The organism is Bacillus sp. DJP31 (genome assembly GCF_049310945.1).
Lineage (GTDB): Bacteria > Bacillota > Bacilli > Bacillales > SA4 > Bacillus_BS.
This window is the reverse complement of record NZ_JBMERO010000056.1, coordinates 1-7,739: the sequence shown is the minus strand read 5'-3', so window position 1 is coordinate 7,739 and position 7,739 is coordinate 1. Positions and strand designations below refer to the sequence as shown.

Genomic DNA, 7,739 nt, shown 5'->3' with positions numbered 1-7,739 from the left:
CTATATCAGCCTTGGTTCAGGTACTTTTAGAACCCCTTTTTGGTGGCTCATTTGTTCCACTAAATCAATGTATTTTCTTTCATCCTGACATACTTCTTTGATAAATTCATACACCATGTTAGGCATCTTATTTTTATGTTCTTCAATATAGGATTCTGTTTCAATAATATAGTTGATGTTTGCAATCTTATACATTATGTATCAGTGCTCCTTTTTTGAAAGAATCTTATTTACTACGATGCCCTATTCAAAACCCCTTCAGAACCATCTGAAGCAAAATAAAAAGCCTTCTCCAAAAATCAAAGGCAATAAATGAACACCATCATAATTTATTTGGGCATTATTATTTTTTATTATAGGTTGTTGCTAGACTTTCTAACCAATGCCCTGCCTCAATGGCACAAGCCGTTCAAAGTTTTATGTTGAAGGGTGGGGGTGCTAATGGATATGAAGGTATCTTGAATGATGTTGGTATTAATACTGTTGATGCTAGCACTATTGATTATGCTAGCATTGGTGCTGGCATCCGTGCTATCAGGGGTGCTAATGGCAATGCAAACGGTGTTATCCTTAACAATGTGGATGCTATGGATATTGAATTGCTAACAGATAGCACAGGGCAATTTATTCAACCCCCTAATTTTATGAACAACCTTGAAACCTATTCTTTAGGTGGAGGACTTGATGAAGGTGAAGGGGTTGTTGCAGACCTTCAATCCATTGCATGGGGTATCTTATCTGAAGGTGGTTTACAAATTGATATTGATAAATCAGGGGATGCCTTCAACCGTGGACAAATTAAGATTCGTGCAAGAATCAACAGTGATTTTGCTTTAACAAATCCTAGTTTGATTTCACATATCAGACCGACACCAACAATATAAAAATGTAGTTTGACAAGGCAGGGGGAAACCCTTGCTTTTTTTTGTTGTAAAAGGTTTTACTATCTGAAATAATTGTTATTGAACTAACGGTGCAGGATAGTTGAACAAGAATATATTTTTTGATGAAGTAGAATAACTATTAAAAATAGGATTTGATGAGGCTAGGTGGAAAAATGATATGGATGTATGTCGGAATAGTAATCATTTTATTATTAGGTGCTTCCCTAATAATTTTTGGGTTTAAATTAACTAAAGATAAACATAAAAAAGCAAATTATATAGACAATACTGCTGTGCACAATGCTGGGATAGTGGAAACAATCGTACTATTTTTACTATCTTTTATACTCAAGTTTATTCCATATTGGTTAATGAAAGTTATTTTAATTTTAATGGGTTTATCGTTAATTATTTTTGGAGTTTTTCTTCTTGCCACATAAATAAGTTGGAATAGTGAGGGAATCTGTTATTGAACAAACGGGTGCATTACTTCAATAAGAATCTTCAATAAAAAAATGAAAAGAACTCACAGCGGTGACCATGAGTTCTTAGTGTAAAACACTTATTTTATGTGACTTTAATCATTGCAAACACCGTGCCAAGTTTATGCCAAGTTGAGTTTATAATAGGTTTTACTATTTTTTAACAAATGGCTTTATATCAAGGTTTAAGTTGGTTTTTTGGATTGGATTTCATGCCATTTTAACGACAATTAATCAAGTTTGAGATGGAAGGAAGCATAGGATAATAATAAAAAAACCCTTGTGTATCAAGGGTTTTTTTTATTTTTGGCGTGTAGCAAATGGATGTCGTACCAAATTCGTACCATGTTGAATTCCAGAATAACTGAATTCCCTTTCACTGTTCTATATAATAAAAATTAACACTATTCACACATAGCTTTTATCTAAAAAGGGAAAGAAAACTTAATACCTCTTCTTCGGAGCCGACCTCTTTCACACCTTTACTAGAAACTAAAAAATATAAATCTTCCCTCTGATATATATCCAAATTCATACTCTCTTTGTTAATATTATTGAATGTTAGGTTGAGGATTAGTTCCCTATCTTTAAACTTTATGGAACTTTCCTCTAAATTAGCATTAGCGTTAATAAAATCAATGAATTTCTTTGCTTTGGGATCATCTTCAATAGTAATACATATCTCGGATTTGTTTTTTTCTTCACAGATAGTTTTGACTTCAATAAACCAGATATCATTTTGAATAATTGAGTTTTCATCAAACACCACATATGTTTCTTTTTGATTATCCGATATTGTAGAGAGAATATATAATTCTCTTTTTTTACTTGGTTTTGACCATGATTGTTCAAACCCTAATCCTTTATGAATTCTACTATTAATAAGTTTCCACCCTTTTAGAGGTAATTCTCTTAAATAGAAATCATAGATTTCTTTATGTTGATCATTCTTAATAATGTAATCTGAAGACCTTGCTCTCAACCCAATATATAACGGTAAATCGGTAGTTTCCTCTGGAATAATTGACATGCCAGAATGTACATCTTGACTTGTTGCTCCACTTAGTATGAAGTAAATGGAAAGAGCAAGCCCAAATAATGTTATAAATAAAACAATCCTTATCAAATTCTTCTTCATATACTTCCTCCTATAATTTGAATATACCTAATTAAAAATGGTTTGTTAATGATACTTTCGGACTATTTCCAAAATTCGTATAATTATTTATTATAAAATTGTGGTAAATTTATTAAAATTTGTATTTAGGAGGAGAACAATGAAAAAGGTTGTTAAAATTCTTTTATGTTTAGCTTTTTCGTATGCGTTGGTTCTTTCTGGGACTATTGTATCGCCAACTCAGAAAAATGTGACAGCTAGTGATGCAAATGCATATGGGAAAAATGCCAGGGAAATAGTGTTTTATGGCGAAGAAAACGAACACGAAGAGGTATTAAAAAAGATTCTAAAAGAAACGGTAGACCAATCAAGTTTTGGAATCCAAAGAGGATTAAATAAGGAAAAAGTAAAAATTAAGGTTAAAAACATAAATGATTCTTTAAACATTAACTTAAAAGAGAATGTACATACAGTTGCTTTTCCATATGATACTGTATTAACAAATAGAAAAATTAAAGAGGCAGCTATAGATGCATTAGACCAAGGAATAAAAGTATACTTATATGATTCTGAGGGTTTCTCGCTAGGTGATTATAAACAAATATTAGAGGTTGAGAACTTTGTATCTATGGATACAGATTTTAACGGGAAAGACTTCGCAATGTCCATTTATGAAAATGAGTTTGTAGACAAAGAAAATGACGCTGATAATTATACTGAACCAGGTGTTGTATATCATGTGATCGGTTATACTCAAAGTCATGAAGAAACATCACAATTTAGTGTTGAGGGATATACAACAGGGACAAATGATGAAGTAGCAATTGTGGCGGATATTGATTTAATGAAGAGTATTTTGAGCCAAGAAATTGCTTCTTATAATACAAATAACGGATTAGAAACGTGGCAAGAAGAAAACGAAGTAGCAGAAGAACTAAATGCAAATGCGTTTGAAACATCTGAAGCATCTGCTGTTCCATATGACTCAAATACTTCCGCCTGTACGGGCATATTTCCATCCTTGCCACCTACTACTAGGGAAACCAGTTTAGGTTCAGAATCATCATCATTTACAAGATATCCTAAAGCATTGGAGTTGATCCCGAAGATACGTGCTGCTTCATTAATAGTTGAGTTGATATAGAGTGTTGCCTTCTTAGAACTTAAAGGCAGAGACTGAAGTGAATCCGCTCGAAAAAAACCATGAATTTATCTTCAAGCCAGCTTTTAATAATATCCGAGAGTTTCGAGCTAAACATGACTTTAAAACCATTCATCAAAAATAACTCTGAGGGGTTCAAATTATTCTTAGCCAAGTTTAACAAGCTTTTCTCATTTTCCTCAAACCCAACAATCGCGTATTTCTTAATCACCTTCAAATCTCCAAACTCCAATGAAGGGTTTCTCGAAAAGACTAATTTCTCATTAACACTGAATGTCTCAGATATGACTTTTCTCTTATAATCCTCATCAAGAAAACTACCCAGATCAAGAGACAAGATTTATCTAAAATATCCATTACACTAATCATTTTTCTACCTTTTCCATAACTTTCTTTTGGAGCATTAATGCCATTAGCATGAATAAGAATGTACCTGAGGTGAGGTTCGAAGGATTTAGTGAGGAGTGGTATCGAAAAATTCATTAATTAGGATAGATTTACTGGATAGTAGGTGTTACTAAGAAATACCTATTTCATAAAATGTTGATTGGAGCGGAAGGTGCTCGACTATTGCAGGAGCAGCGGGACAGGTGAGACCTAGGATTTTACACGGTAGTGAAAATAGCCATCCATTCATTGGGCTGAGGAGGCTACCGCATGCCCCGCGGAAAGCGAGCATCCCCTAGCTGCAATCAATCATCATTGTGAATCAACAACCAAGGTATTGCGATGATTACTACTGTCTAAGAAAAAAAGAGGATAATTAGTCTATAATGACTAATTATCCTCTTTTTGTATGCAGATTTTTAATAGTTTCATTTATTCACTGAAACAAGTGTGAATTAGATACAAAAATTCGATTACTATCCGATAAACTATATAACGCTATTTCTAGGAGAGCAAAGTGAATGAAAACAGAAAATAACAGTCATAAAAACAAATGGATTTTGATAATAAGTGGATATATTGTATTTCAAGTAGGAGCTGTTTACTTTCTAAATAACAAATGGCTTTTTCACATATCTCTTTTTGCCTTGAGTATTGCAATAATCAGTTCTCTTTTTATCATGTTTAAAAGTAATAATAAAAAAACAGAAGACCTGAAACGAAGTGATCAGAAATTAAATCATATCTTTGATACCCTTGATGTGGCTATTTGGTCTCATGATCTAAGAACAAATACTCTATTAATCACTCCTGGGATTGAAAAACTATATGGTTATTCCTTAGAGGAATTTTATAAAGACAATATGCTATGGAAGAAAGTTATTTTTCCTGAGGATCTGCCTATTCTAGCTGAACGAGAACTGAAGCTGAAGCAAGGGGAACCTGCTACAAGCATATACAGGATTACTCGCCCTGATGGTGAAGTTCGCTGGATCCAAGATCGTGGCATTCCGCTTTGCGATGGAAAAGGAGAAATTGCTGATTTTTCAAGTGTTCTACTTGACATTACAGACAAAAAGGAAAGTGAAGACCGCTATCGTAGCTTAGTCGAAATGTCTCCCGATATAATAGCTGTGGTTAGTAATGGGAAGATTGATTATATAAACGAAGCGGGAAGTAAGCTGGTTGGAGCAAATAGTCCTTTTGATCTAATTGGTAAATCGATACAAGATTTTGTTTCTACACAAGCCATTATTGAGATTAAAGACCAAATCAGGAAACTTGATAATAGAGATGAAGAAAAAATTCGATTTGAAACTCAAGCCATTAGTCTAAATGGTCATACAATTGAGGTTGAAATGTCGATCATGCCTATCATTTATGAAGGAAGACCGGCAAAACAAGTTGTAGGGAGAGATATTACTGATCGGAAAACAACAGAAAAAACCATTGAATATATGGCATTCTATGATGAATTGACGGGTCTACCCAATCGAAATATGTTTAGAAATCGTTTGAAAGAAGCATTAGAAAATCCAGAAAACACCGTATTAGCTGTATTATTTTTAGACTTGGACCGTTTCAAGATTATTAATGATACGAAGGGCCATACAACTGGTGATCTTGTATTAAAGAGTGTGGCGGAACGATTAGCGATAGCTGTTCAAAATAAAGGACTAGTCTCACGTCAAAGTGGAGATGAATTTATTGTTCTACTTGAGAATTATGAAAAGGAGAAGGTGATAGAGGTTGCACAACGAATTTTGGTACAATTTTCTAATCCTTTCTTGATAAACGGTGACGAATTTTTTGTCACAACTAGCATTGGAATTAGTATGTTTCCGATTGACGGTGATGATCAAGAAACGATCATTAAACATGCAGATACTGCCATGTATTTGGCAAAAGAGCGTGGCAAGAATAACTACCAATTTTATACGTCAAATCTTAATAGGATTGCTTTACGAAAAATGGAACTGGAAAATGCATTAAGGAAAGCGGTCGAACAAGATCAACTATCCCTACATTATCAACCACAGATTGATATTACAACAGGTAGAATAGTAGGTGTAGAAGCTTTAGTTCGTTGGCAGCACCCAGAGCTTGGTACGATCCCACCATGTGAATTCATCCCTCTAGCTGAAGAAACTGGACTTATCGTGAAATTGGGTAAATGGATTTTAAGAACAGCGGTTGAACAAAACAAAGCGTGGCAAGAAACAGGTTTCACTCCAATTCCAGTTGCCGTAAATATATCAGTACGGCAACTGCAAGATGACCACTTCGTCCGGGATGTGAATGTCGTGTTGGAACAAACCAAGCTTGACCCTTGTTATCTAGAACTTGAAATCACAGAAAGTATCATGCAGAATATCGAACAGTCTTCCCTTGTATTAAATAAGTTAAAGCAGCTAGGACTAAAGCTTTCAATAGATGACTTTGGAACCGGCTATTCTTCCTTTAGCTATTTAAAGCATCTTCCTATTGATAGCATAAAGATAGATAAATCGTTCGTAGATGATATTTTGATTCATTCGAATAAAGGGTCGATTGTGAAGACCATTATTGATATGGGACATAATTTAAATTTCACTGTCATTGCTGAAGGGATTGAAAAGGAAGAGCAAGCGACTTTCCTAAAAGAATACACCTGTGAAATCGGGCAAGGCTATTTTTATAGTAAACCATTACCACCAGAGCTTATAGAGCCACTTTTGCGAAGCGGGAAAATAGATGTTAGAAAATAAAGAGTCAAGCCAAGGCTAGTAGTGGTGAAACAAATAACTATACAGTAGAGTGCGAGACCACATTGGATTTCGCACTCTATTTTTTTAGGTTAATTTAAAGGAAAATGTAACCCTTGGATGAATTATTAGAGGTAATAGATATTTGTATTAATTCTTTTAATTACAACATCTCCTACGGTATGATATAAAGACGAATTGTTGTAGAGGAGAAGCCTGGGTGGTATTTTCGAAATGACAACCGTGATTAAAATAAAAGACGCCCCCAAGGTATTTTGGGGCGATGAGAAATACCCTACATTTCATTCAAAAGATCTATTTAGAAAAAAATAAAAAGATTAAATAGGGCTGGCAAGTAAAAGGTGATTTAATTAGCAAAGAGGTTGATGTTGAATCCCTGAATGAATATTTGGCATTTAAATCAAAAATTTTAGAGAATTACATGAGTATCTCGAAATTTCAAGAGATGTTTGGAATATCTTCTAAGGATAAATCAGAATATACAAAGAGGTATTTAACGAAGCTAGGAACTGAATCTCCCTTTAGATTTGAATATATCACTTTAAACTATTCAATCAATCACCAGACCTTTTATATTAGCAAATCGGCAGCGGAGAAATTTTTGAGTGAAGATATACTGGTAACTGAATTATTCAAGAGAAAAGAAATTTTGAAAAATGCATGGTTGTCTCGAATGCGTGAAAACGGCATTAAACCCATCTTTTTATCTAGAGAAAAAAGATTTATTACTAAAAGTGAATTTGAATTACTTACCAAGGAGTTTGATAATTATAATACACAAGAATATTATTCGGATAAAGAGTTCTATGAAATTTTAGGTAGACCAGTAAATATTGTACGATATGCGATTGAAGAGGAGTATGATATTCACCCACTGAAGATAAAGAGTAGACTATATTATAAAAAAGGAAGTTGTAGACGCTTTAAAACTACGATAAGATG

At 33.8% G+C, this 7,739-nt stretch carries 7 protein-coding genes and 1 pseudogene; 5 read left to right on the top strand and 3 right to left on the bottom strand.

All coding sequences use genetic code 11. From position 1 onward, the window contains the following. Entirely contained in the window at positions 1 to 195 is a 195-nt protein-coding gene (locus ACOI1C_RS21930; RefSeq protein WP_422512755.1) for a hypothetical protein, read from the bottom strand. Between the two features lie 194 nt (positions 196 to 389). On the opposite strand from ACOI1C_RS21930, the pseudogene ACOI1C_RS21925 reads away from it, so the two are divergent. Further along, positions 390 to 884 (top strand): annotated as a pseudogene (locus ACOI1C_RS21925) (phage major capsid protein); the annotation flags it as partial. 173 nt (positions 885 to 1,057) lie between these two features. Beyond that, the gene (locus tag ACOI1C_RS21920; RefSeq protein ID WP_422512753.1) at positions 1,058 to 1,324 is read left to right on the top strand and encodes a hypothetical protein; all 267 of its coding nucleotides are present in this window, start codon (positions 1,058 to 1,060) and stop codon (positions 1,322 to 1,324) included. A 463-nt stretch (positions 1,325 to 1,787) separates the two neighbouring features. Here ACOI1C_RS21920 and ACOI1C_RS21915 read toward each other — a convergent pair whose 3' ends face one another. Then, complete coding sequence (locus tag ACOI1C_RS21915) at positions 1,788 to 2,504, bottom strand: hypothetical protein (protein WP_422512751.1); 717 nt, start codon at positions 2,502 to 2,504, stop codon at positions 1,788 to 1,790. A gap of 139 nt (positions 2,505 to 2,643) precedes the next feature. Here ACOI1C_RS21915 and ACOI1C_RS21910 point away from each other — a divergent pair, with 139 nt between their 5' ends. Next, positions 2,644 to 3,627: a hypothetical protein gene (locus ACOI1C_RS21910; protein ID WP_422512749.1), complete on the top strand. Its 984-nt coding sequence runs from the start codon at positions 2,644 to 2,646 to the stop codon at positions 3,625 to 3,627. 19 nt (positions 3,628 to 3,646) lie between these two features. Here ACOI1C_RS21910 and ACOI1C_RS21905 read toward each other — a convergent pair whose 3' ends face one another. Continuing rightward, positions 3,647 to 3,856, bottom strand: a complete 210-nt coding sequence (locus ACOI1C_RS21905; RefSeq protein ID WP_422512747.1) for a hypothetical protein — start codon at positions 3,854 to 3,856, stop codon at positions 3,647 to 3,649. A 697-nt stretch (positions 3,857 to 4,553) separates the two neighbouring features. Here ACOI1C_RS21905 and ACOI1C_RS21900 point away from each other — a divergent pair. Then, the gene (locus ACOI1C_RS21900; protein WP_422512745.1) at positions 4,554 to 6,779 is read left to right on the top strand and encodes a sensor domain-containing protein; all 2,226 of its coding nucleotides are present in this window, start codon (positions 4,554 to 4,556) and stop codon (positions 6,777 to 6,779) included. 439 nt (positions 6,780 to 7,218) lie between these two features. Then, on the top strand, positions 7,219 to 7,739 hold a 521-nt coding region (locus ACOI1C_RS21895), incomplete at its 3' end, for a hypothetical protein (RefSeq protein ID WP_422512743.1).